The 22,692-nt window shown below is 70.2% G+C and carries 18 protein-coding genes; 6 read left to right on the forward strand and 12 right to left on the reverse strand.

Features of this window, described 5'->3' with window-relative positions:
• The first annotated feature begins 96 nt into the window (after positions 1 to 96).
• Positions 97 to 3,672, forward strand: a complete 3,576-nt coding sequence (locus OC490_RS10735) for a BTAD domain-containing putative transcriptional regulator (RefSeq protein ID WP_262057638.1) — start codon at positions 97 to 99, stop codon at positions 3,670 to 3,672.
• 5 nt (positions 3,673 to 3,677) lie between these two features.
• Here OC490_RS10735 and OC490_RS10740 read toward each other — a convergent pair whose 3' ends face one another.
• The 7 genes from OC490_RS10740 to OC490_RS10770 form a co-directional block, all read right to left on the reverse strand.
• On the reverse strand, positions 3,678 to 6,059 hold the full coding sequence (locus tag OC490_RS10740; protein ID WP_262057639.1) for a GMC oxidoreductase: 2,382 nt from the start codon (positions 6,057 to 6,059) through the stop codon (positions 3,678 to 3,680).
• 1 nt (position 6,060) lies between these two features.
• A complete protein-coding gene (locus tag OC490_RS10745) occupies positions 6,061 to 7,173 on the reverse strand; it encodes an alpha/beta fold hydrolase (RefSeq protein ID WP_262057640.1) in 1,113 nt (370 codons plus the stop codon).
• Between the two features lie 942 nt (positions 7,174 to 8,115).
• Positions 8,116 to 8,688: a DUF1097 domain-containing protein gene (locus tag OC490_RS10750; RefSeq protein ID WP_262057641.1), complete on the reverse strand. Its 573-nt coding sequence runs from the start codon at positions 8,686 to 8,688 to the stop codon at positions 8,116 to 8,118.
• A 2-nt stretch (positions 8,689 to 8,690) separates the two neighbouring features.
• Positions 8,691 to 9,722 (reverse strand): alpha/beta fold hydrolase, encoded by a 1,032-nt coding sequence (locus OC490_RS10755; protein ID WP_262057642.1) that lies wholly within the window; start codon positions 9,720 to 9,722, stop codon positions 8,691 to 8,693.
• Positions 9,723 to 9,773: 51 nt separating this feature from the next.
• Positions 9,774 to 11,021, reverse strand: coding sequence for a formamidase (fmdA, locus tag OC490_RS10760; RefSeq protein ID WP_262057643.1), 1,248 nt, complete (start codon positions 11,019 to 11,021; stop codon positions 9,774 to 9,776).
• A gap of 46 nt (positions 11,022 to 11,067) precedes the next feature.
• Positions 11,068 to 11,349 carry an FmdB family zinc ribbon protein gene (locus OC490_RS10765; protein ID WP_262057644.1) on the reverse strand — a complete coding sequence of 94 codons (282 nt, stop codon included), beginning with the start codon at positions 11,347 to 11,349 and terminating at the stop codon, positions 11,068 to 11,070.
• A gap of 111 nt (positions 11,350 to 11,460) precedes the next feature.
• Complete coding sequence (locus OC490_RS10770) at positions 11,461 to 12,558, reverse strand: substrate-binding domain-containing protein (protein ID WP_262057645.1); 1,098 nt, start codon at positions 12,556 to 12,558, stop codon at positions 11,461 to 11,463.
• A gap of 159 nt (positions 12,559 to 12,717) precedes the next feature.
• Between OC490_RS10770 and OC490_RS10775 the strand changes: the two genes are divergently transcribed.
• Positions 12,718 to 13,155 (forward strand): MarR family winged helix-turn-helix transcriptional regulator, encoded by a 438-nt coding sequence (locus OC490_RS10775; RefSeq protein WP_262057646.1) that lies wholly within the window; start codon positions 12,718 to 12,720, stop codon positions 13,153 to 13,155.
• 327 nt (positions 13,156 to 13,482) lie between these two features.
• Here OC490_RS10775 and OC490_RS10780 read toward each other — a convergent pair whose 3' ends face one another.
• From OC490_RS10780 to OC490_RS10790, 3 genes are all read right to left on the reverse strand, one after another.
• Positions 13,483 to 13,902, reverse strand: coding sequence for an ester cyclase (locus tag OC490_RS10780; RefSeq protein WP_262057647.1), 420 nt, complete (start codon positions 13,900 to 13,902; stop codon positions 13,483 to 13,485).
• A 44-nt stretch (positions 13,903 to 13,946) separates the two neighbouring features.
• Entirely contained in the window at positions 13,947 to 14,900 is a 954-nt protein-coding gene (locus tag OC490_RS10785) for an alpha/beta fold hydrolase (RefSeq protein WP_262057648.1), read from the reverse strand.
• A 100-nt stretch (positions 14,901 to 15,000) separates the two neighbouring features.
• Positions 15,001 to 15,765, reverse strand: coding sequence for a 3-oxoacyl-ACP reductase family protein (locus tag OC490_RS10790; RefSeq protein WP_262057649.1), 765 nt, complete (start codon positions 15,763 to 15,765; stop codon positions 15,001 to 15,003).
• A 128-nt stretch (positions 15,766 to 15,893) separates the two neighbouring features.
• Between OC490_RS10790 and OC490_RS10795 the strand changes: the two genes are divergently transcribed.
• A complete protein-coding gene (locus tag OC490_RS10795; protein ID WP_262057650.1) occupies positions 15,894 to 16,487 on the forward strand; it encodes a TetR/AcrR family transcriptional regulator in 594 nt (197 codons plus the stop codon).
• Between the two features lie 73 nt (positions 16,488 to 16,560).
• On the opposite strand, the gene OC490_RS10800 is transcribed toward OC490_RS10795, so the two are convergent.
• On the reverse strand, positions 16,561 to 17,046 hold the full coding sequence (locus tag OC490_RS10800) for a cytochrome P450 (protein ID WP_262057651.1): 486 nt from the start codon (positions 17,044 to 17,046) through the stop codon (positions 16,561 to 16,563).
• A gap of 194 nt (positions 17,047 to 17,240) precedes the next feature.
• On the opposite strand from OC490_RS10800, the gene OC490_RS10805 reads away from it, so the two are divergent.
• The 3 genes from OC490_RS10805 to OC490_RS10815 all read left to right on the forward strand — a co-directional run bounded on the left by OC490_RS10805 (position 17,241) and on the right by OC490_RS10815 (position 19,462).
• On the forward strand, positions 17,241 to 17,645 hold the full coding sequence (locus OC490_RS10805; protein ID WP_262057652.1) for a hypothetical protein: 405 nt from the start codon (positions 17,241 to 17,243) through the stop codon (positions 17,643 to 17,645).
• Positions 17,646 to 17,686: 41 nt separating this feature from the next.
• On the forward strand, positions 17,687 to 18,526 hold the full coding sequence (locus OC490_RS10810) for a hypothetical protein (protein WP_262057653.1): 840 nt from the start codon (positions 17,687 to 17,689) through the stop codon (positions 18,524 to 18,526).
• 78 nt (positions 18,527 to 18,604) lie between these two features.
• The gene (locus tag OC490_RS10815) at positions 18,605 to 19,462 is read left to right on the forward strand and encodes a hypothetical protein (RefSeq protein ID WP_262057654.1); all 858 of its coding nucleotides are present in this window, start codon (positions 18,605 to 18,607) and stop codon (positions 19,460 to 19,462) included.
• An 80-nt stretch (positions 19,463 to 19,542) separates the two neighbouring features.
• Here OC490_RS10815 and OC490_RS10820 read toward each other — a convergent pair whose 3' ends face one another.
• Positions 19,543 to 22,458, reverse strand: a complete 2,916-nt coding sequence (locus OC490_RS10820) for a helix-turn-helix transcriptional regulator (protein ID WP_262057655.1) — start codon at positions 22,456 to 22,458, stop codon at positions 19,543 to 19,545.
• Positions 22,459 to 22,692: the final 234 nt, after the last annotated feature.

Raw genomic sequence — 22,692 nt, forward strand, 5'->3', positions numbered from 1 at the left:
GTGCGCGGCCGACCGTCGGCGAACCTTGGCTAAACGTTGAATCCACTGGTCGAAGGTGCTATGCCAGGGTGGGAACTTGACACTCGGGGGCGTGCTGTGAAGGTTGAGTTCGATTTACTCGGCGGCGTCGAGGCGCGAGTGGACGGCCGAATCGTTGATCTGGGCCATGCCCGGCAGCGGTGTGTGCTGGCAGTGCTGCTTGTGGACGCCAACCGGGTGGTCAGGGTGGACCAGCTTGTCGAGCGCGTCTGGGCCGACCGTCCCCCGCAGCGGGCCAGGAACACGCTCTACGGCTACCTCTCCCGTCTGCGGCAAGCTTTGGCCATCGCAGAGGGGGCGGATATCGTCCGGCGATCCGGTGGTTATGTCCTCGACGTCGAGGCGACCGCAGTGGATCTGCACCGTTTCCGTGACGTTGCCGCACGGGCCCGGGCGGCCGTGCGGAGCGAGCAGGACGAGCAGGCCGCAACTCTGTTCGGGCAGGCGCTCGGCCTCTGGCGGGGAGATGCCTTCGCGGGTCTGGACACCCCTTGGATCAACGCCCTCCGCGACGCGGTCGACCAAGAACGGATCGCGGCCGAACTGGACCACACCGACGTTCGGCTCCGCCGCGGTCACCACACCGGACTGTTGGCCGAATTGGCCGCCCGGGTCGAGTCACACCCACTGGACGAACGACTGGCCGGCCAGTTCATCCTCGCCCTGTACCGCTGTGGCCGCCCGGCCGATGCCCTCAACCATTACCAGCAGGTCCGGCGGCTGCTGGCCGACGAATTCGGCTGTGACCCCGGCGTCCCGCTGCGGCAACTGCACCAGCAGATCCTCACCACCGATCCCGCACTGAACGTCCCAGCCGCCGTCCCGGCCGCCGGGCGTGCTCCGAGCTCCGCACCCGCTCTCGTACCGCGCCCGTTGCCCGTGCCCCCGCCGGTGCGCACCCCACGGGACGGCGCCGACCAGGCCGGCCCGCCGACACCGCAGCGTCCCCGGACAGGGAGCCACCTGGTGGGGCGGACAGCGGAGTTGACGGTCCTCGACGGTGCGATCGAGGACGCCTTGGCCGGTGCGCCAGGGGTGGTCGAGGTGGTCGGGGAACCGGGCATCGGAAAGACACGGCTGCTCGGCGAGCTGGGCGAGCGCGCGAGACAGCGCGGCTTCGTGTCCCTGGCAGGCCGCAGCGTGGAGTTCGACCGGGCTCCGTACGGTGCGTTCGTGGACGCCCTGGACGACCACCTCGGCACGGTGGACCTTCTCCGACTCCGTCACGACGGGTCACCGCCCGGCGCGTTCGCCCTGCTGAGTACGGTCTTCCCCGCGCTCAGTGATCGTTTCCCGACCGGGCCGGATCCGGTGACGGTCGAACGGTACTGGTTCCACCGGGCGGTGCGAACGTTGCTGGAGACGCTGAGTGCCGACGGCGGGCTCGTGCTCAGCCTGGACGACCTGCAGTGGACGGATGACGGTACTGCCGAGCTGATCGACCATCTGGTACGGCATCCGCCGAGGACACCGCTGCTGCTCGCCCTCGCCTACCGTCCTCGGCAGGCCCCGCCGCGACTCGCTGCGGCGCTGGCCCGGGCGGGAACGGAGGAAAGAGTGGCCAGGGTCGAGTTGGGTCCGCTGTCTCCGGCCGAGGGAGCGGAACTGTGCGGGGCCAGGACGGATCACTGGCGTTTCCAACGGTTGTACGAGGCCAGCGGCGGCAACCCGTTCTACCTGGAGGCGCTGGCCCGAAGCGCCGGGAACGAAAGCCCGCCGCCGGCGTCGGCCGTCCCGGTACCTGCCGCCGGCGATCTGCCGCAGTCGGTGCGGGCCGCGCTGCTGGAGGAGCTGGGAGGTCTGTCGGCCACTGCGAGGGTCTGTACACAGGCGGCCGCGGTGCTCGGCGACTCCTTTGAAGCCGGCATGGTGGCAGTCGTGGCCCAGACCGGTGAGACACAGGCCCTTGCCGCCCTGGACGAGGTCGCGGAGCGGGACCTCGTACGCCAGGTCGGTTCCACGCGCCAGTTCCGGTTCCGCCATCCGCTGGTGCGGGCAGCGGTGTACCAGGGGGCGGGCGCCGGCTGGCGGATCGAGGCACACACCCGGGCCGCGGACGGCCTGGCTCTGCACGGCGCGCCGCTGACCGCCCAGGCGTCGCACGTTCAGCGTTCGGCGCGCGTAGGAGACGAACACGCCGTCGACGTACTTGTACAGGCCGCCCGTCAGGTGATGACGATCGCACCGGCCACCGCCGCGCACTGGACACAGGAAGCCCTGCGGTTGCTCGGTGAGCAGAGTCGGCTGCGGCCCGAACTGTGGCTCCAGCAGGCCGATGCGCTGGGCATGGCCGGACGACTGCTGGAAAGCCGCGACATCCTGCGCACGGCCGCCACCCTCCTGCCCGCGCGGGACCGGGGCCGACGGGCCCGGGTGACTGCCCTACGAGCCACCATGGAGTGGGCGCTCGGCCGGTACGAAGAGGCCACGGCTCTGCTGCTGGGGGAGTTGGCGGACCACGAGGGCCAACTGCAGCCTGAGACCGCCACTTTGGAGTTGGGCGTCGCGGTGGTGGCGCTTCGTAAGAACGACTTCGCCACGGCGATCGACTGGGGCGAACGCGCGTTGCGTTCGGCGGCACGTATCGGCGACCCGCCGCAGACCACCGCGGTCCGCGCCCTCCTGGCCCTGGCGCACACCTTCGCGGGCGACGCCCGGGCAGCCGACCACCTCGACCCCGTGGTGGAAGTGCTCGACGACACCGACGACCAGGAACTGGCCGGGCAGATGGACACGCTCGTCATGACAGGCTGGACGGAGATGCTCCACGGACGCTACGACCCCGCACTGCGCCATCTCCGGCGAGGCCTGGATGTGTCCCGCCGCACCGGCCAGAGCCTCGTGCTCGCCGATCTCTTCGCCGCCTCCGCCTACGCCTTCATGTGGCTCGGGCGGCTGGACGAGGCGGCGGCCTACGCCGACGACGCCCTGGAGGCGGCGTCACTCGTCGGCAGCGGCGAGCCGCGCTCGTTGGCCGAGGTGGTGAGCGCGGCAGTCCTGATGTGGCGGGGAGACTTCGTCGGAGCACTGAAGATCTGTGAGGAGTCGCTCTCTTCGGCCGGCTCCGCACCGGGCGCGCACCGGTCGGCGATGGTGGGGATGCTCGGCCAGACTCTGCTGCTCAACGGCGACCCGGAGGGCTGCGTCAGCAAGGTGCTCGAAGCGGGCGGCGGCCCGCACCTGCTCGGGTTCGAAGCCCCGGTCCGCCCGATGTGGTTCCGGCTGCTGGCTGTCGCGGAACTGGCCCTGGGTGACGTGACAGCTGCCGAGACGTGGGCCGACCGAGCAGCCGCTGCCGCCGGGCTCGATCTGTCGCCCGGCTGGCGCGGGTTCGCGTTGCAGGCCCGCGCCGAGGTACAACTCGCCCGGCAGAACCCGGCGGCGGGTCCCACCGCGTGCCGGGCCGCTGCCGAGTTTCGCGCGGCCCGGATGCCCCTGAACGAGGCCATGGCCCGGCTGACCGCCGGTACCGCGCTGTCCGCCTCCGGCCGCCAGGCCGAAGCACTCGCCGAGCTGGAACAGGCGAAAGTCTTGGCGGACACCTGCGGGACCCTCGCCGTGTCCGAATTGGCTGAGCACGAACACCACCGAATCGCCGCCCAGGCCCCGCTGGGACGGGGCGGTATGTCCTGAGCTTCTCAGGCGCGCCGCAGAGCGTAGGTGTTCCAGAGTTCGCCGGCGAAGAAGCGGCCGAAACGAGTGAGTGCCGCGGCGCCGTGCGGGCCCGTTGTGCGGAACGTGGTGAGCAGGCGGGCGAGATCGGTGGCGCCGAGACTCACCGTGCCCGTGCCCAGGAGCGCGGCGTCGGTCCCGCCCGGTTCGTGGACGTGTCCGTCCAGGATGCGGAAGGTCAGCCTGGTCGTGTCGGTCCACAGGCGGGCCGGGGTGCCGGGCGCCAGGTCCTTGCGGCCGGTGAAGGTGCGGGGCCGGCCGTCGGCGTCGGTGAAGTGGAGCCGGTAGCGCATCGTCCGGCAGCCGTCCTCGAACAGGCGGACGCTGCCGTGCAGGACGGGCCGGCGTCCGCCGAAGGAGGAGCTGTCGATCCAGCCGTCCGCGCGCGCCTCGTGGTCCGGTTCCTCCAGGAAGGCGTCCACGTCGTCGGCCGTGACGGTGAGCCGGAACGCGAGCGGTTCGGTCCGGGCCCCGTCCGCACCGGGTGCGTAGCGTCCGCGCAGTTCCTCCGTGAACTGGAGAGAGGTGCGGCGGGGATACGTGCGGTGCGCGACCGCCCGTGGAGTGGCGGGCCGGTGCTCCAGCAGGCGGGTGCACATACGGTCGGCCAGGGCCGCGATGGTGAGGGCCGGGTTGGGGCCCACCGGGCCGGGCATCGCCGCCCCGTCCGCGACGTACAGGCCCGGGTGGCCGAAGACCTCGCCGTACGGATCGCAGACCCCGATGTCGGGATGCCGGCCGATGGGGGCGCCGCCGAGCGGGTGCACCGTGAGGACGCGGTTCCGGTGCCAGAGCGGATGGTCGGCGTATCCGCCGCCGAGCGCGCCGGCGATCTGCCGCATGAGTGTGCGCGTCCGCTCGAACTGGGCCGCGCTGCCGCCCCGTACCGTCCAGGTGCTGTCCAACCGGCCGCCCCGCATGCGCAGTTCGCCGTCCGGCACATCTCGGCCCATCGCGAGCAGTGGCAGGGACGTACCGGTGAAGGCGCCGTCGCCGAGGAGTTCGGCGAACGCGCCCGAGAGGCTGGGGTCCGGGGCGCGGGAGATCCGGTCGAGCAGCCTCCCGGCCAGGAAGCGGGCCGCCCGGGAGACTCCCTGCGGTGCGTGAGCGCCTTCTACGAGCCACTCCACGAAACCCGGGTATCCCGCGTCCTGGATGTACCCTCCGCGCCCCGCGCCGGGTACGCCGTCCAGTTCGTCGGGCAGCCGGATGGAGCTGGTGATGACCGGACCGTGGCTGGGGCGCATCGGCCGGGGCTCGGCGCCCCGCCCGGCCCGGAGCACGAACGCGAGGTGGTCGCCGTTCGTCGAGAACCGGCTGCCGATCGCCGGGCTCAGACCGGGCAGGTTCCGGCGGGAACGCAGGAGCAGCGAGACCGTGTTGTAGGTGCCGGCGGCGAGGACCAGACGGTCGCAGCTGATGGTGTGGAACGTTCGGGAGGTGCGGGGTGATCCGGGGGAGTGGGGTGATCCGGACGCGACTCCTCCGTCCCCGCGGCGGCCGTCCGGATCACCCCTTTCCCCTCCCCCTTCGCCATCTGGTCCGTGTCCTCCGTGTCTGACGTAGTCCACCGCGTATCCGCCTCGCGCGAGGGCCCGCACCGCGCGCACCTCGTGTCCGGTGCGCAGGTCGGCACCGTGCCGCCGTGCCGCCGACAGATAGGTGTGGTCGAGGCTGTTCTTCGCCCCGTCGTTGCAGCCGAGGTTGCACTCACCGCACAGCCGGCAGGTACGACGGCCGACACCGTGCAGGTTGCCCTGGTCGGTGTCGGCCAACGGCAGTCCGGGCTCGGGGTCGGCGCCCGGTTTCGGCGCGAAGCTGATCGCGAGCGGCGGCCGCTGCGCGGTCAGGCCCAGCCGTTCGGCCGCTTCACGCATCGCGTGTGCCCGGGGTGTGTCCGTGTAGCCGGGGCGGTCGAGCGGGTACGGGACCGGGCGGAGCATCCGCTCGACCTCGTCGTAGTGCGGGTCGAGTTCGGCGCGGCCGACGGGCCAGGCCTCGTAGCCGCCGCCGGGCAGCGGCTGTTCGTCGACGAACCAGCGTTCGTCCTTGCGCAGCAGCACGCTCGCGTAGATGAGCGATCCGCCGCCCAGTCCGCTGGCGACGACGGAGTCGAAGGCGCGGAAGCTCCACACGTCGAACAGGCCGTGCAGGCCTGCCCGCGGGTCCCAGAACGCACGGCCGAGTTCGGCCGGGGAACGGGCGAAGCCGCCGGGCGGGTAGGCGCGTCCGCGTTCCAGCAGGACCACCTGCTGTCCGGCCGCGGCCAGCCGGTACGCGGCCACGGAGCCGCCGAATCCCGAGCCGACGACGACGGTTTCGACGTGTTCGGCGTGCGACTCCGGCATCTCACACAGCCCTTCGGTGGAGGAAGTCGAGCAGGTGCGGGAACACGTCCCGGTGCGCGTCCCGGCCGATGATCGTGTCCACATAGCCGTAGCCGGGGGCGACGAACAGTTCGTAGCGGTCGGGGTCGGCGGTCTCCCGCGACATCACCCCGTGCTCCTGGACGACGGAGTCCCCGAAGACGCGGTTGTGCTCGCCGGTCAGGAGCAGCACCGGCGGGCCGCCCTTGGCCGCCGCCGCGAGGTAGTCGTCGGGGAGGTGCGCGTGGCGCGGCTCGGCGGCGTCGTACTTCACGGCACGACCCGCTCGTACGATCCTGCCGATGTGCCGGTGGTAGCCCAGCCCGACAGGGCCGAGCAGGTCCGCGACGCGGTCGTGCGTGACGGGGTCGAGTTTGTCGTGGCTGTAGAGCGCGGGCCAGCCGGTACCCCACATGAAACTCACCATGTGGCAGGCCGGGTTGTCGCACTCCGGGTGGGCCAGTGACACCAGACGGGCGAACAGCCCGCTCCGGCTGTACCAGGCCGCGTCGCCGCTGCGCGGGTCGAGCTGGGACAGCCCGAGCGCGCCCTCGACGAGCGCGGGGCCGTACGCGAGCTTCCAGCGCGACCAGGCCGGTACGCGCATCAGCAGGCCGACCGCGCTGGTGACGACGCTGGTGATGTCCCGTACGGCGCCGGCGTACAGGCTCATGAGGAAGGTCATCGACCCGAGACAGTGCGCCACGACGTGCACCCGCCGTTCGCCGACATGCCGACGCAGTTCGGCGAGCGCGGCCGGGTAGTCGTACAGGGCGATGTCGTCGAGGGTGTGTGCGTGCGGTTCCGTGTTGTACGGGAAGCGGTTGCTCATCCGCATGTCGAGCGTCCACACGTCCGCGAAGCCGTTGTCGAGGAGGCAGGTCGCCAGATTCCGGTGCTCGGGCATGATGAACAGGTCGCTGGACGCGGTCAGTCCATGGACGAGGAGTACGACGTCGTCGCACTCCGCCCGGCGGAAACGGGTCAGCTGGAGGCCGAGTCCGTCGTCCGTGGTGACGGGGTGGACGGTGACCTGGGCGTCGGGAACGCCGGTCGTGGTGTGACGGGGGACGGCGGCGCCCTTCTGGATCGGCATGATTTTCCCCCTCAGTCGGTCGACCGCCCCCACGATGGCGTCGGCGGCCAGGCAGAGGTCATCGTGGCGCTCCCGGCTTCGGTGTACCTGCGGAAAACCTGAAATCGGCAGGTCACGGCGCCGATGCCAGGTCAGGCTCGGTTGCCGTCGCTCTTCGAGGCACCTCACCGCGGTGCTGCCAGAGGCCGGAGTGTCTGCGCGTTGGAACGGGAATTCGCTGCGCGTGGATTCGATACCCCGTCCTGCGCCGGCGCGTTCGCTCTCGGGTCTTCTGTGCGGACGGACCAGTCCCGCAGGTCGGCAACGTCGACGCCGCTGCTGCGGCGCTGCGGAACTGGGCGCTCAACCTGCACCCCGTTCAACCCGAACCCGAACCCGCTGCGGCGTGCGTGTGCCGCGGCGCGATCGAAGAGAAGGGTTCTGCTCCGACAGCACAACGGCGTCCGAGCAGAGGGGTGAAGCTTCTACGCGTCGACCGCGGCACGCGTCTCCAGCCCGCTCCACCAGGAGCTGAGGCAGTGTCACGTATGGGGCGGATACCGGCCAGCGCACCCCGGCTCGGACCCAGGAATCGAACGCACCGTTCACCGACCGTGATGGCCCCCCGTGGTCGCTGCCAGAGCCCGCTTCGGAGCGTCAATGCCAAAGGCGCCTGTTCGCGGCATCAAGCACAGCCCTGCACTCAGAGGTAGTTGCATGCCGGTGCTCTGGTGGACCCGAAGGCGGCGGGACGGGACCCGAAGGTTCGAGAGGCGGCTCGGGTCGGATGCCGACGTGGACGATTGGCCGCGCTCAGCGGCCCGCCATTTTGGGGGTACGGGCCCGCGGCCCGGGTTCGGCCCTGTGTCCGGCCTTCCGTGGCACTGTCTGGGGCCATCACCTGTTCACGGGGGCCGACCCCCTTGGTCGGCCCCCGTGAACAGGTTCTCGCGAGTCGCGATATCAAGCGTGTGTCTCGCTGGCCGAAGGTGTCACCCCCTCGGTCTCGTACTGCTTCTCCTTGGGCGGGGGAGTGAACATCAGCCGTAGTCCGAGACTGGCGCAGAGGGGGCCCAGGGCGCACATCGCGGCGGCGCTGACGAACGCGGCGTCCAGGTGGCCGGCGTCGTAGCCGAAGCCGCCGAAGTAGGTGGCGAAGAGGGAGGCGAAGCCGAAGAACATGCCCGGGATGAGAGCGAAGGGCTTCAGCCGGCCGGTCGTCAGCAGGGTGCCGTTGACGACGAAGACGACCACGGCCAGGGCGAGGGTCTGGGCGAACGCGCCGGTGCCGAACATGGTGCCTGTCTGGCGGTTGAGGAGTACGGCCACCACACCGAAGCCGGCCCCGGTGGTGGTGGCGGTGACCATGGCGATTGCGTTGGAGCGGCTCGGACCGCCCTGGAGGAAGGTTCCTGCCCAGGTGATGAAGATGGCCCAGGTCGGCATCTTGAGCGGGCTCATCAGCAGGAAGACAGTGGCGAAGGCGACGATCGAGGCGCTGACCTCGTGCGGGAGTCTGATGCGTCCGATGTGCATGGTTACGCCAATCCGCCTGGCTTGGCCAGCAGTTCCTTGAGGCCCGTGTCGATGAACGCGGTGTCCGTCGGGTTGCTGCCGTGCCCTGCGAAGTGGCCCCAGATGCCGGGGATCACCCGGAGTTCGGCGCCCGGTATGTGGCTGACGGCCCATGCCTCGTCCTCCGGCGGGAAGTAGAGGTCCTTCTCGGCGGGCATGTCGAGCGTGGTGGCGCGGATCGAGCCGAGCGCCGCCTCGGTGTCGCCGTCGAAGCCGGGGGTGAGTCCGACGTCGCCGTTCTGCCAGGTCCAGAGCATGGTGAGGAGGTTGTTGGGGTCGCGGCCGTCGAGGAAGAAGCCCTCCCAGAAGCCGACGAGGAAGTCCTCCAGGGAGGTGTAGCCGAGTTTCTCGTACTCCTTCTCCCAGTAGAAGGCCTGCGAGAAGCCCCAGCCCGCGTACACCCGGGCGAGCGCGCGCAGTCCGGTGGTCGGCCATTTCTCGTCGTACCAGCCGCCGTTGTAGACCGCGTCGGCGGTGAGTGCGGCTTTGACGCCTTCCAGGAAGACCTTGTTGTGGAGGCTGGTGCGTGGGGAGCCGCAGAAGGGGGCGATCCGCTCGACCATCTCCGGGTGGCTGACGGCCCACTGGTAGGTCTGGCCGGCGCCCATCGACCAGCCGGTCACCAGCGCGATCCGTTCGATGCCGAACTCCTCGGTGACGAGCTTGTGCTGGGCCTCGATCTGGTCGTGGACCGTGATGTGCGGGAAGCGGGCGCGGTCGTAGGGCGGCGGGGTGTTGCTCGGTGAGGTGGACAGGCCGTTGCCGAGCATGTTGGGGACGATGATGAAGTAGTGCTCGGGGTCCAGGGCCATGCCGGAGCCGATGAGCCATTCGTTGTCCCAGTGCCGCCCGGAGTACCAGGTGGGGTACACGATCACGTTGGACTTGTCGGCGTTCAGCTCGCCGTACGTGGTGTAGGCGAGGGCGGCACCGCGCAGGGTGGCGCCGTGCTGGGTGGTGAAGTCGCCCAGCTGGAAGGTGAGATGTTCGCGCATGGAGCTGCCTTTCGGGGAACTGTCGCTCAGGAGAACCACCGGGACTGTCTTTCAGGACGTGACGGCGCACTGGCCGCGGTCGGCCTTCCTCGGTCCTTCGGCCGTCGGCTTGATGTCGAAGTCGAAGATCGCGGTGGGGAGGTAGAGGGTGCTGCACGCGTTCGGGATGTCGACAACGCCGCTGATCCGGCCCTCGATGGGGGCCGAACCGAGGAGGAGGTAGGCCTGTTCGCCGCTGTAGCCGAAGGTCGTGAGGTAGTCGACGGCGTTGAGGCAGGCGTTGCGGTACGCCATCGTCGCGTCGAGGTAGTGGTTGGTGTCCGTTTCGTGGTCGACGGAGATGCCGACGAACGAGATGAACTCGGTGTACTGCGGTGCGACGTTGCCGGGCATGAAGATCGGGTTGGTCGTGACCCCGTACTTCTCCATGCCGCCCTTGATCAGGTCGACGTGCAGGTCGATGTAGCCGCCCATCTCGATGGCGCCGCAGAAGGTGATCTCGCCGTCGCCCTGGCTGAAGTGCAGGTCGCCGCCGGACAGCAGGGCGCCGGGGACGAGGACGGGGTAGAAGACCCGGGAGCCGCGGGTGAAGTTCTTGATGTCGTGGTTGCCGCCGTTCTCGCGGGCCGGGACCGTGCGAGCACCTTCGGCGGCGATCCGGGAGGCGGCCTCGCCGCTCGCCGTGCCGGCCAGGGCGTTCTCGGCGAGCGGGGGCAGGGCGAGGGCCGGTACCCGGTGCGGGTCGGTGTCGATGAGGGCCTGCTCGCGGGCGTTCCAGCGGGCCAGCAGTTCGGCGGAGGGCGCGGTGCCGAAGAGGCCGGGGTGGGTGATGCCGGTGTAGCGGACGCCGGGGATGTGGCGTGAGGTGGCCTGCTGGCCGTGAAAGTCCCAGACGGCCTTGTACGAGTCGGGGAAGCGGTCGGTGAGGAACCCGCCGCCGTTGTCCTTGGCGAAGACGCCGGTGTAGCCCCAGCCCTGTCCGGAGCCCTCGCCCTGCGACTGCGGCACGGGTCCGAGGTCGAGGATGTCGACGACGAGCAGGTCACCGGGTTCGGCGCCTTCCACCGCGATGGGCCCGCTGAGCATGTGGGCGTAGCTGAGGTCGACGTCGCGTACGTCGTTGGCCGAGTCGTTGTTGCCGATCTGGTTGTCGGTCCAGTCCCGGCATTCGATGCGGAAGTCCGAGCCCGGCTTCACGGTGACGGCGGGCGGGATGTCGGGGTGCCAGCGGTTGTGGCCGGGGACCTTCTGGTCGCGCATGGACATGGCCTGGTCGACGCTGAAGACGACTTCGGGCATAGGACTGCCTCCAAGAACAGGTGGGTGGGGGTTCGGGCAACAGGGTTCAGGGCTTGGGCAGTTGGGCTTGGCGGGGATCGGCGGCCGAGGTGGGGCGGCGGCGGGCCGGCGGCACCTCGGTGACGATGCGCGGTTCGTGGGCGCTGGCCTCCTGGGACCGGAGGGCTCGGGCCAGGGGGGCGGAGGTGCGGGGGAGCATCGGGGCGGTGAAGACACGGCGGCCTTGGAGGCCGCACGTTGGGCACTGTTCTTCGGGGAGGGCACGGCCCATCGGACGGGTCACGTCGAAGGGGCCGCAGCCCGGGCAGCGGTACTGGTATGTCGCCATGGACGGCTCACTTCCAAATGCTTCGAGAGGAAAATATTTCCATCCGAAGCAATTGGGCAAGAGTTCGCCGTGTTACGTACGCGTAAAAGGATGGGGGCGCCGCGGTGTCGCCTACGACAGTTGCTGGAGCACGTCCCACTGCAGTCCGTCGGCCGCGGCGAGGAACACCCGCTGGTGCAGGTGGCGGTCGCGGATCTGGACGGTGCCGCGCGGAGTCTCGTACTCAAGGCCTTCGGCGGTCGCCTGGATCCTGTCCATGTCCGTGCCGCCCGCACGGCGCAGCAACTCGGTGAGCATGCGCACGCCCTCGTAGCAGGACTCGCCGAGGCTGTTGAGCACCGGTGCCGCAGGGCCGAAGCGGCGCCCGTACGCGGCGGCGAAGTCGAGGCCGGACGCGGTGGGCAGGTCCTCGAAGTAGCCGGCCGAGGTCATCAGCCCACGCGTGTTCTCCGGCCCGGTCGCCAGCAGGACGTTCTCCTCGATCAGCGAGCTGAACCGGATGTGGTCGCGGTCGAGTCCGGCGGCGGTGAACGCGCGGTTGAAGAGCACGGCGTCGTCGCCGATCAGCAGCATGAGGACGGCCTCGCAGTCGCTGGCCGCGACCCGGGCCAGGACCGGGGCGAAGTCCTTGGTGCCGAGAGGCACGTACATCTCGTCGCAGACCTCGCCGCCCAGCTCCCGCAGGTAGCGGCGGGCGGCGCGGGCGGAGGAGCGGGGCCAGACGTAGTCGTCGCCCACGATCGTCCAGCGGCGGATGCCGAGTTCACCGGCGAACCACTGCAGCGAGGGCCGCAGTTGACGTCCTGGGGTCTCGCCGGTGAGGAACACGCCGGGTGACCGCTCTCCCCCCTCGTAGAGGGCGGTGTAGACGTACGGCACACGGCCGTCGATGCGCGGGGCGACGACCTCACGGACGGCGGAGATGTGCCAGCCGGCAACCGCGTCGACGACGCCGCCGGTGATCAGTGCGTCGATCTCGGTCGCCACCTGCTCGGGCGGTGCCCCGCCGTCTACGAGTACGAGCCGCAGCTCCCGGCCCAGCACGCCCGAGTCGGCGTTGACCTCCTCGGCCGCGAGCTGGGCGCAACTCTCGCAGGACGGCCCGAAGATCCCGGCGGGGCCCTGGAGCGGTATCACCAGGGCGACGTCCAGCGCGTCCCGGGTCCGGCCTGCCGGAGAGCCGAGCCGGACAGACGCCTTCTCGATCATAGGGCTCACACTAGCGATTGGTTGCTACGAGAATATTTCACGACGATAAGGAAATGACTGTATCGTGGAACCACTTCATGTGACTTCTCTGTCGCGCCGGCCTGCACGGCCGCGACCGCCGGAGCACACCCTCACACCACGACGACACTTGGCAGGGCGATGACCACGACCCCGGCGGCCGTATCCGAACTCGACTTGGCGCGAGCACTCACGCTCGTGGAGCGGAGCGTCGTCCAACGGCTCGGCGAGGCACTGAAGGCAGAGGGTGCGACGCTCGAGGAATGGCGCGTGCTGTCGTTCCTCGCCGACGACGCCGGCCACGCGATGGCCGAAGTCGCCGAGTTCGCCCTGCTGACGGCACCGACCCTGACCAAGGTCGTCGACCGCATGGTGTCCCTCGGCCTCGTCCTGCGCCGGGTGGACGAGGCCGACCGGCGGCGCGTCCTGGTCTTCGCGTCCGAGCGGGGAAGCGAGGTGTTGCCCCGCTGGACCGCTGCGGTGGAACGCGAACAGGATCACATCAGGACCGCCCTCGGCGCCGAGGAGGCGGCCCTGTTGCGGACGCTGCTGCAGCGGGCCTTTAGACGGCTGGGCTGACGGGCGTGTGTCTGGAACGAGCCGCATCGTCGGTCGAGCCGCGGTCGGCCACCTGCTCGATCTCGGTGCCCTGCAGGATGCGCTTGACCGGGACTTGGACTTCTTGCCGGTGATGGCGTGCGGGACCGCGCCTTGATGCTTCTCTGCACCATGTCGATGGAGCGGGCGCCTCCGGTATGTCGTCAGACGGCCTTCGGGAGCCGACGGGGCAACAGCGTGAGCCATGAGAACCCCCGGCGAAGGGTCCATGGGGCGATCGACTTCGACTCTTCGCCGGGGGTTCTTGTCCGGTCGGCTCACGCCGGCTGATGCGTCTTTGCTGCTGCCTCAGTCGGTGAGCTGCATCTGCATTTGGAGTTGCAGCAGTTCCTCGACGTGCCGGATCTCGACTATCCGGCCGTCGACCACGCGCGCGAGATCGATGCCGGAACAGGTCACGTCACGGCCGGTCGCGGGCAGTCCGAACCAAGGGCCGGTGTGGGTCGCTGTGACCACCCACTGGGAGACGACCCAGCCGTCGTCGGTCTCGGCCTGGTAGACGATCTCGTGGTGAGGGTTGGTGAACCCGTCGCGCATGGCAGCGACCATCCCCTTCATCCCCTCGATCGCCGAGGGAGCCCCTGCGGGCAGGTTGTGGTCGACGAGATCGGGCGAGACCAGGGTGTCCACCGCATCGATATCGCCCGCGTCGAAGGCGGCGAACAGGCGGGTGGGGACATCGCGGGCGGAAGTGATTTGGCTGTTCATCAGGGGTTTTCCTCTCACCTCGGGGTGCCGACTCTCGAAGTCGGTCAGGCTGTGGGGTCGATGGGGTAGAAGGCGTTGATCTCGGCCAGAACGTGGTCGGGTGCTTCGTGGAGGAGGAAGTGTCCGGCGCCGGGGACATCGGCGGAGGTGGCGTGGGGCGCGGCGTCCTGGAGGGGCGTCAGGACCATCTCGGCGAGGCCGGCCTGGGTGATCATGCGGACCGGGATGGTCAGCGGGGTTTCCTGGAATCTGGTGTTGTCGGCCTCGTCCTGGCTCTCGGTCCGGTAGAGCTCGAAGCCGGCGTGCAGGACCTGGGGGCGGGAGTACAGCCGGACGTACTCGGCCAGTTCGTCGGCGGAGATGTTCTCGCCGGCGGTCCTCATCCCCTGGAAGAAGTGGGTGAGGAAGGTCTCGACCCGGCCGGTGACCAGTTCCTCCGCGAGGGGACGCTGCTTGTTGAAGGAGAAGTGCCAGAACATCGACTCGATGGCGGCGAACTTCAGGTTCTTGCCGGTCAGGCCGTAGTCCATGAGGAACAGGCCCGACACCTGCTCGCGGTACTGGGCGGCCAGTGGATAGGCGACGCTGACGCCGAAGTCGTGGGCGACGACCTGCACGTTCTCGCGGTGGCCGAGGTGGTCGAGCAGCTTGTGGACGTACGTGGCCAGGACCGCCTTGGTTCTGGAGTGCGGGTTCCCGGTCGAGTCGCCCAGGCCCGGCAGGTCGATGGCGATGACGGTGCGGCCGGGCAGCAGAGAGGGCATGACCTGGCGGTACTCGTACCAGCTCTGCGGCCAGCCGTGCAGCAGCACCATGACCTGCGGGCCGTCGCCGCCGATGACGTAGTGCATCTGTACGTCGTCGATGGTGGTGAAGCCGTGCCGGAAGTGCTTGTTGAACTCGGCGTCGTCCTTGGTCGCCGCGTCGTAGCCGGGGCTGAGCGGTTCCTCCGACTCGACGGCTACGGCGGTCGTGGAGGCTGTGGTGAAGGCGTTCATGGTCGTGGTACGTCCTTTGTGACGGTGGGTGTTGTCGTGCACGGCGGTGCGGCCGGAGGCCGGTGGACCGCGCCTGCTTGCGGCCGCCCGGGGTGGGCGGTCAGACAGCGATGCCGCCGTCGACGTTCCAGCTGGCGCCGGTGATGAAGTGGGCTTCGGGGCCGGCGAGATAGGCGACGGCGCTGGCGATGTCGGCGGGCTCGGCGAAGTGGTCGAGCGGCATGAGCTGCTTCAGGGATTCCGCGTACGGGCCGGAGACAGGGGTCATGTCCGTAGCGGTGGGGCCGGGCTGCACGTTGTTGACGGTGATACCGCGCGGACCGAGTTCGCGGGCCAGGCCGCGGGTGAGACCGGCGACAGCGGCCTTGGTCAGGGCGTAGACGGTTGCGCCGGGGAAGGGGACGCGGTCGACGATGACGCTGCCGATGGTGATGATGCGACCGCCCTGGCCGAGGTGGGGAGCGGCGGCCTGGACGGCGCTGAACACGCCCCGGACGTTGACGGCGATCATCCGGTCGAACTCCGCCAGCGGGAAGTCCTCGACCGGCGCGGCGTGGGAGACGCCGGCGTTGTTGACGAGGATGTCCAGTCCGCCGAAATGCTCCGTGGTGTGGCTGACCGCGGCCCGGACGGCTTCGTGGTCCGCGTTGTCCGCCTGCACGGCCAGGGCGCCCGTCGCCTCGGCCACGGCGTTCGCCTGGTCCTTGGCGCTGGCGTAGGTGAAGGCGACCTGGGCGCCGTCGGCGGTCAGACGGCGCACGATCCCGGCACCGATGCCCCGGGACCCGCCCGTGACCAGGGCGGTCTTGCCGTCGAGGGGCCGTACGCCGGACCGGGTGGTGCCGGGGGCGAGCTGGGTGCCCATGGGTGTCTCCGATTCTTCAGCACTTCACTTGCGAACCGAACTGTTCGGTTACTATATCCATGATGACACTAACCTGAGCAACCACGGGATTCCTTCCGTGGCGGCGAACTTTTCTCAAGGAGGCTTCGATGCCCAGCACGGGACGGCCCCGGTCCTTCGACACCGACGAGGCGCTGGAGGTGGCGATGCGGGTGTTCTGGTCCGAGGGTTACGAAGGTGCCTCGCTCGCCGCGCTGACCGAGGCCATGGGGATCAACCGGCGCAGCATCTACGCCGCCTTCGGCAACAAGGAGGAGCTGTTCCGCAAGGCCGTCGACCGCTATGTGCAGGGTCCGGGAGCCTTTGTGGCCCCGGCACTTGAGCTGTCCACCGCCCGGGAGGTGGCCCAGGCGATGCTGCACGGAGGCGTGGAGGCCCACACCGCGCCCGGCTGCCCGCGCGGCTGCCTGCTGGTGCAGTCCGCGCTGGCCGCCGGCCCGGAAAGCGAACCGGTCCGCCGCGACCTGGCCGAACGCCGCGAGGCCGGAGTGGCCGCCCTGCGGAAACGGTTCGAACAAGCCCAGGCCGAGGGCGACCTGCCACTCACCGCCGACCCGGATACCCTCGCCCGCTATGTGCACACCGTCGGGCAGGGCCTCGCCGTACAGGCCGCCGGCGGCGCCAGTCGAGAAGACATGCACCGCGTCGTCGACCAGGCACTCAGCACCTGGCCGAGCAACTGAAGCCTCGCGGCGCCGGCCGGCCGGTCTGCGGGTGCGAACGGAGACCCCCGGCTCCTGCCTGAGCGGGCGTCCGTCAGGAGCCGGTCGATCCGATCGATCTCCACGAGCCGTCCGCAGAGCATGGCACAGGACAACGCGTCGGCAGGCCGCTACGGCTGGACCGTGTTCGTCGCCCCGGAGGGGTGCGGGTGAGGTTGAAACGGTCGGGGTCGGTCCAGTGAGCCGGGTCGCGGGTGGCGGCGCCGAGGAACATGAGGATCTTGGTGCCCTCGGGGATGACGACGACGCCAGCGATGGCGGTGGCGGTGCGGAAGAAAGCCTGCACCGGCGACTGCCGGCGCACCGCCCCGCCGAAGGCGACCCGTGCCAACTCCGGCCGTTCCCGCAGCCGTTGCCACTGCTCGGGATGCCTGGCGAACGCGTACAGGCAGGCTGCCGGGCCGTGCACTGTGGTGTCGATGTAGGCGGTGAGCAGGGAGCGCAGCACCAGCGGTGCCTGTGCGGGCGTGAGGTCCCCGCGGTCGGCGGCGCCCCGGCCGGATCCGTGCCCCGAAGCCATCCTCGGACAACGCCTCCCGGGCGCAGTCGCGTCTCGTGCCTGCGGACCTCGTCGCCGAGAGCAGCCAGCGTGATTCCGCGCGCCGAAGCGACGGCGGAGGAGATCGCTCCGGCAGGACGGCGACGGCACGTACGTATATGGAATACGTACTCCTACCGACGTGTCCCTGACACCTGTGCCGTTTCCTTGCGGTCATGACGACACCGAGCGTGAAAGCGCAGATGCCGAAGAACGTCAGGCTGGCCATGGTCGGGGTATGGGTCCAGGCCGTGCTGAACCTGGCGGCGGGATTCCTGTTGCTGGCCGTGGTGAACGACGCGGTGGACCACGGTCAGGACGAGGGGGCCGGGCTGCTCCGGTTCGTGGCGGTGCTGTCGCTGCTGATCGCGGGGGCGCTCCTGCTGTGCGGTGTTTTCGCGGGCAAGCGGTCGAACGGGATACGTGTCACGGTCATCGTCATCGAGGCGCTGAGCCTGCTGAGCGGTGTGCTGGGCCTGTTCCAGGGGGGCGGGGTCGGGGTCGTCCCGAGCATCGCCTTCGCTCTCGTCGTGCTGCGGGGCTTCAGTTCCGCGGAAGCCAGGAACTGGTTCGACCAGTGAGATACGGGTCGAAGCGCATACCCGGGCCGAAACACTCCCTCGTGCCTGCCGTCGCGGTCCTTGCCGTCGCCGTCCTGTTCACCGGGGGTTGTTCGAGCGCCCACGGCACCTCCCTTTCCGGGGACCCGTCCGAGAGTGCGACGGGGGTGTCCGAGTCGCCGAGCCCTTCGCCGACTCCTTCTCTCACTCCGCTGTATCCGACCGGGGCGTCCGGTTGCCACGACAACACGGGGTGGACGGCCGAGGATTCCAAGGACTGGGTTCGGCTCGTCGTCGACACGCCCCAGGAGAACTATGTGGACGAGGGGCTGAGCGTCGTCAGCCTGCCGGGGTACAACGGACCGCTCTGCCGGAAGATCACTGTGCAGGTCGAGTTCTGGAAGCTGGTGTACGGAGTCGCGGACGGCGCCGACGGCGAACGCCTTTCGAACGGGTTGCGGCCCAGCTACTACTTCGACATCCGCCGGGTGAAACGCGTCGAACTCCACACGGACGCGGGCGTCGACCAGAAGATCCCCCTGCCCGCGTCCCTCTACGCGACGGACCGCAGCCCCTGCGAGGGCGCCCTTCTCTCGATCACCGTGGGCAAGCCGCTGACGAGCAAGGAACTGCCCAAGGAGGTCGACGTCGGCGGCGCACCGGACGTCTCGGGGCGCGCCACGGTGGACTTCCGGTCGCAGCGGGTCGCCGACTACGAACTGTCCGAGCCCTCGGCACCGCAGGTGTGCAGCCCGGACGGCAAGCCCACCGCCGACCCGGCCGATGTACCGGCACCGGGCTCCCAGCCGACGGACCTGTACCCGACGCCCGAAAGCAGCTTCGACCTCGGCGACATCTTCGGCACTTCCGCGCCCTCCGCCATTCCCTCAGCCATTCCTTGAGCCACTCCCTGAGCCCCTTCCGCGGGGCCCGGCGCGCGCCGGCTTCTTGACCTCTTCACTTCACTCTGGGGAAATCACATGCGTAAGTACACCGCCGCCACCGTCCTTTCCGGCGCCCTCGTCCTCTCGGCGCTCGTTCTTCCGGGCGCCGCCCAGGGGGCGGAGCACTACGATGCGGCGACGGATCTCAGATCCCTCGCCTCCCACAACGTCCGGCCGAAGGACGCCATCGGCGGCACCACCTTCAAGGACGGCGTCGTCAACAAGGGCAAGGACATCGTTCTCGGCGTGACGGGCAAGAAGGCCGTTCCCGTCACGTTCACCGCCTTCGACGAGGAAGGGCTGGCCCTCACCCAGGCGTTCCTGTGGCAGGGCACCGACAGTTCGAGCACGGACACCATCACCGGTGCCCTGGGGACGGACGACGACCCCCTCTGCACAGAGACGACGGTCCAGGACGGCTTCAGCTACAGCTGCAAGGCGGTCTTCACCATCGACCCCGCGGTCGACTTCAAGGACGGCAACGGGACCGCGGGGGTCTGGAAACTCTTCCTGGGCGCCTACGACCTCTACGTGAACATCAGCATCGACGACGACGTCGCCAGGACCAGCATCAAGCGTGCCGCCACGCTGACCGCCAACGCCTCCCCGGAGCCGGTGAAGAAGGGCAAGACCATCACGGTCACCGGCAAGCTGAGTCGCGCCAACTGGACCACGGGCAAGTACGCGGGATACGCGACCCAGCCGGTGAAGCTGCAGTTCCGCAAGAAGGGCAGCAGCACCTACACCACCCTCAAGACCGTCAAGACCAGCAGCACCGGCACCCTGAGCACCACCACCAAGGCCGGCTCCGACGGCTACTACCGCTTCGTCTTCGCAGGCACCACCACGACCGGCGCCGCGACGGCACCCGGCGACTTCGTCGACGTCAGGTAGGCGGCTTCCCGGCCGAGACCGCGGTGGCCGGTTCGCAGCGGCGCACCGATCACCGCCGAGGCCGCCTGGACCAGGCCCAGTCAGTCCTGCTCCGTGCGGGCGTCCCCGAAACGGCCCCCGGTGCGGCGGCGGGCCATCAGCGTGGCCAGGGCGGTACGCGAGGAGACCCCGGTCTTGCGGAAGGCGCGGGAGACATGGGTCTCGACGGTACGCCGGCTGACGTAGAGCCGGTCCGCGATGGCCTGGCTGGTGAGCCCCTGCGACACCAGCTCGGCTATCTCCAGCTCCCGGGCGGTCAGGGCGGCCAGCCGCTGGGTGAGCTGGGCGTGTTCCGGGGATCCGTACGGAGCCTCGGAACCGTCACCGGGCGGACGGTTGGCGTCGGCGAGGCCGACCAGCATTCCGCTGCCGCCCGCCTCGGCGAGCCGGCGCCCCCGGAGCCAGGCGCGCGTGCCGTCCCGGCCATGGCCCGCCGCCGCTTCCAGCGGGGCGCCGAGCAGCAGCGAGTAGGCCTCCCAGAAGACCGCGCCGCAGCGGGCGCTCTCCGCCGCGGCCTCCGCGAACAGGTCCGCTGCCCCAGCCGTGTCCCCCTGCGTCAGCGGCAGATGGGCGGTGCTGCGCAACGCGGACGCCCGCAGCATCGGCAGCCTCAGCTGTTCTGCCTCCTTGCACGCTCGCTCGGCCCAGCCGCGGGCCTCCTCGGACCTGCCCGTCACCAGTGCGGCCGTGACCAGGATCTCCAGGTAGAGCGGCCGCATCGAGGGCTGGATCCGCTGCAGTTCGGGGCCGCCCGCCCGGAGCATCGCGTCCCGGGCGCGGACCGGGTCGCCGGCCATGAGCGCGGCCCAGCCGAAGATGCACCAGGCCGTGGAGGCCCACCAGTCGACCCCGGTACCGGCCGCGGCCACCGCCTCCTCGGCGACGGCGAGAGGGCGCGGATCGCCCGGCGGGCAGGCTGCGACGAGTGCCGCGGCCTTGCTCGCCAGGACGAACGCGAGCAACTGGTCGCTGCCGATCCCGCGGGCGATGTCCTCGGCCTGGTCGGCGAGTTCCAGCGCCGAGGAGATCCGGCAGGTCTGGACCCGGACATGGGACAGGCACAGCAGCAGATGGGGCACGACATAGAGCTGACCGCTGCGGCGGGCGATGTCGAGGCCGCGCTCCGCGTGCCGCTCGGCGTCCGGGTAGTGCTCCAGGAAGGCCTCCGCCCAGCCGAGTCGGGCCAGTGGTTCGCACAGCGCGGTGAGGTCGTTGTCGGGCAGGGAGTCGACCAGGGCGGCGGCCTGCCGGGCGAGGCCGTGCGCCGCGGTCATGTTGCCCTCGTACGCTTCTCCCAGGGCTGCTACGGCGAGGACGCCCGCCTCCCCGATCTCGTCCCCCATGGACCGGGCCGCCGCGAGCGCCCCCTCGACCTCCGTGCGCACCTGGGCGTACGAGGTGTCGCTGTCCTGAGGAGCGGCCGAGCCCAGCTCCAGGCCGAGCCGGACGACGTCGGCCGGTGCGGGGTCGCGGGCCAGCTCGCGGCGTAACAGCGCGACTGCCTCGGTGCAGCGCCCCAGATGACGCTCCACCAGCGCGCACAGGACGACCGCGCGCACTCTGAGGCCCTGGTTCTCGCCGGTGGCCGGGCCACCGGATGAGCGCCGCGGGGTGGCGATCAGCTCCTGGAGCAGGTCGCGGCTCTCGCGCAGGCCACCGCACGCAGCCAGGGCGCGGGCCCGCCTCAGGACCAACTCCCGGCGCCGACAGGCGTGTTCGGGAGTGTGCGGAAGATGGCGGAGTGCCACATCGAGCCAGTGGGCGCAGCTCGCCGGGGCCGTGCGGGCGGTTCGTGCGGCGGCCTCTTCGAGTACGGCCACCGCTGCCGGGTCCCAGGTGGTCAGTGACTGTTCCACATGGTGGGCGCGCTCGGCGGCGGAGGCGCCCGCGCGGGTCAGTTCCTGCGCGGCGAGTCGGTGGATCTCGACGCGCCTGAGGTAGGGCGTGCTCTCGTGCACGAGGGTTCGTACGACCGGATGCCGCAGGGTCAGCAGGCCCTGCGGGGCGGAGCGCAGCAGGTCGCGTCGGGTCAGGGCGTGGACGTCGGCGGTGAACGCGGTGCCGGAGCGGCCGGTCACCCGGCTCACCATCGCCGGGGTGGCGTGCTCGCCCAGTACCGCCACGGCATCGACGATGCCGCGCCGGGAGGGGGCGAGCACGGTCAGTTCGTCCAGCAGCAGGCTGCCGAGCCCGGGCGGTGCCGAGGACTCGGCCGTCGTACGCCCGCGGTGGGACTGGAGGAGGGTCAGGAAGTAGAACGGGTTGCCCTCGCTCGTGGCGTACAGCGCGGCGGTCTCGGCGGGCGCCAGGCCGGGGCCGGCCAGTTCGGCGCAGTCGCGTGCGCTCAGCGGTCTCAGGCCGAGCCTGATGACCGTGCCGGTGTCGAGTTCCCGGGTGAGCCTGGCGGCGAGGGACTCGGGACTCTGGCGGTCACGGCGTGTCACTGCCAGGACGACGGGGGCGTGCAGGGGATGGCGTACGAGATGGTCCAGCAGTTCCAGTGACGCCGGGTCCGCCCAGTGCAGATCGTCGAGGGCCAGCAGCAGCCCGGACGGGGCGGCGAGCCGGGCGAGCAGGACGGCCGTGGACCGGTGCAGTCCGAAACGGTCGACCGCGCCGCTCCGCTGAAGAAGGGGCGCCACCGCGTCGGTCTCCTGGAAGCCGTCCAGGGCGTTCGGGCCGAGGTGGGCGAGCGCGTCGGTGAACACCTGGAACGGCACCTGCCGCTCGTACTCCGTGGCTCTGCCGCGCAGTACGGTCATTCCGCGTCGGCGCGCCCGTGCGCAGACCTCGCCGAGCAGCCGACTCTTGCCGATGCCGGCCTCACCGGTGATGTCGACGAGCCGGGAACGGCCGCTGTCACCAGACTCCTCGCCCCTCGCCGTGCCGCGCGCGTCGCCTGCCGCACGGTCGAGCAGCGCGTCGAACCGGGCCAACTCGACGGAGCGGCCCAGCAACGGAGCCCCGTTCCCGCTGTCCCCAACTACCCCGTCCGCTCCCACTGTTGCCCCCCTGTCTTTACATTCCCCTCACATATCATTCTCTCCCGGTGATCGTCGTAACCGCCGCGTCGGTGAACCGGGACGGACGGATCTATAGCTGGGTGGGCTGTGCGAGCGTCTGGACCTCGAACTCTGGACGCTGGCTGGACGCGGGGATCCGGAAGTGGTGTCGCCCGGTGACCCCTGGGT

The organism is Streptomyces sp. STR69 (genome assembly GCF_024519455.1).
Classification (GTDB): Bacteria; Actinomycetota; Actinomycetes; order Streptomycetales; family Streptomycetaceae; genus Streptomyces.